This is a genomic window from Haloparvum sedimenti (assembly GCF_001462205.1).
In the GTDB taxonomy this organism is placed as follows: domain Archaea; phylum Halobacteriota; class Halobacteria; order Halobacteriales; family Haloferacaceae; genus Haloparvum; species Haloparvum sedimenti.
The window spans coordinates 1-1,481 of sequence record NZ_LKIR01000080.1; the positions used below are offsets into that span (position 1 = coordinate 1).

Annotated in this window: 2 protein-coding genes and 1 pseudogene; all 3 read left to right on the top strand. The window is 62.1% G+C overall.

Features of this window, described 5'->3' with window-relative positions; all coding sequences use genetic code 11:
• A partial coding sequence (locus AN233_RS05290; RefSeq protein WP_125919980.1) for an HAD-IC family P-type ATPase occupies positions 1-1,020 on the top strand: 1,020 nt, incomplete at its 5' end.
• A 17-nt stretch (positions 1,021-1,037) separates the two neighbouring features.
• On the top strand, positions 1,038-1,262 hold the full coding sequence (locus tag AN233_RS17640) for a DUF7123 family protein (RefSeq protein ID WP_080508364.1): 225 nt from the start codon (positions 1,038-1,040) through the stop codon (positions 1,260-1,262).
• Positions 1,259-1,481, top strand: a pseudogene (locus AN233_RS05295) (DUF63 family protein); the annotation flags it as partial. The gene AN233_RS17640 and the pseudogene AN233_RS05295, both read left to right, overlap by 4 nt.

The following is a 1,481-nucleotide window of genomic DNA, read 5'->3' on the forward strand; positions in this document are numbered from 1 at the left end:
ACGGGCACCCTCACGAAGGGTGAAATGGAACTGACCGACGTGGTCGTCTTCGATGGCGATGGAAATGCGGTGACTGACGGGGGCGAGCCGACACCAGATGGTGGACAGCTCAGCACTCGTGACCGCCTCTCAGAGGACGACGTGCTGCGGCTGGCGGCGATCGCAGAAAGCGGAAGCGAACACCCCCTCGCGCGGGCAATCGTCGAAGGGGCCGAAGAACGCGGTCTGGACGTGACTGAGCCTGACGACTTCGAGAACGTTCCGGGCCACGGGATCAAAGCAGTCATTGGTGACAGCGAGGTGCTGGTCGGCAACCGCAAGTTGCTGCGAGACAACGACATCGACCCGTCTCCCGCCGAAGAGACGATGGAACGCCTCGAAAACGAGGGGAAGACGGCGATGCTCGTCGCTTTCGAGGGCGAACTGGTTGGTGTAGTGGCTGACGCCGACACAATCAAAGAGAGCTCCAAGCAGGCCGTTACGGCCCTACAACAACGGGGCGTTGACGTGATGATGATTACGGGCGACAACGAACGAACTGCTCGTGCGGTCGCCAAACAGGTCGGTATCGATCCGGAGAATGTCCGAGCAGAGGTCCTTCCCGAGGACAAGTCCAACGCCGTCGACAGTATTCAGGACGAGGGTCGGCAGGCGATGATGGTCGGTGACGGCGTCAACGACGCGCCGGCGCTCGCGGTCGCACACGTCGGGACAGCCATCGGCTCCGGCACGGACGTCGCCATTGAGGCTGCGGACCTTACGCTGATGCGCGATGATCCGCTCGACGTGGTGAAGGCGATCCGGATCTCGGACGCGACACTCAAGAAGATCAAGCAGAACCTCGTGTGGGCGTTCGCGTACAACACGGCGATGATCCCGTTAGCATCGCTCGGCCTGCTCCAGCCCGTACTCGCTGCAGCAGCAATGGCGTTCTCCAGCGTGTCGGTGCTGACGAACAGCCTGTTGTTCCGGCGGTACACCCCCGATCACGACTACAAGCTCTTCGGTCGCCTCCGCTGAACGTCACCTCTATATCAATGTCAAATATTTCCCGCCAAACGGTTCGGAGGTACCTCGTCGAGACAGCCAGTAGCGAACCGACATACCTCCGGGCTCGCGAGATCGCCGGCGACCTTGACGGATCGCCGAAGGCCGTTGCACAGTACCTCAGCCAACTTCAGGACGACCTCTCAAACGTCTCACTCGAACAGTGGGGGCGCTCGAAGAGTACGACGTGGCGATTGGAGGTGAACGAGTCGTGAGTACTGTCACCCGACGCGTCGAAACCGTCCTTCCGGAGACCGGCTCACGCGAGTGGTGGGCGCTGTACCTGCTCGCCCCGCTCGTCCTCGTCGGTGCGGGCCTCCTTGTGTTCCCGACGCTGGTCTACGACCGGTTCATCTGGCAGTACCTCTGGGGGCCAGTCGTCGCCGACGCCGTTAGTCAGCCAGTCACGCACGAGGGGATTCGTGCTGTCCGGG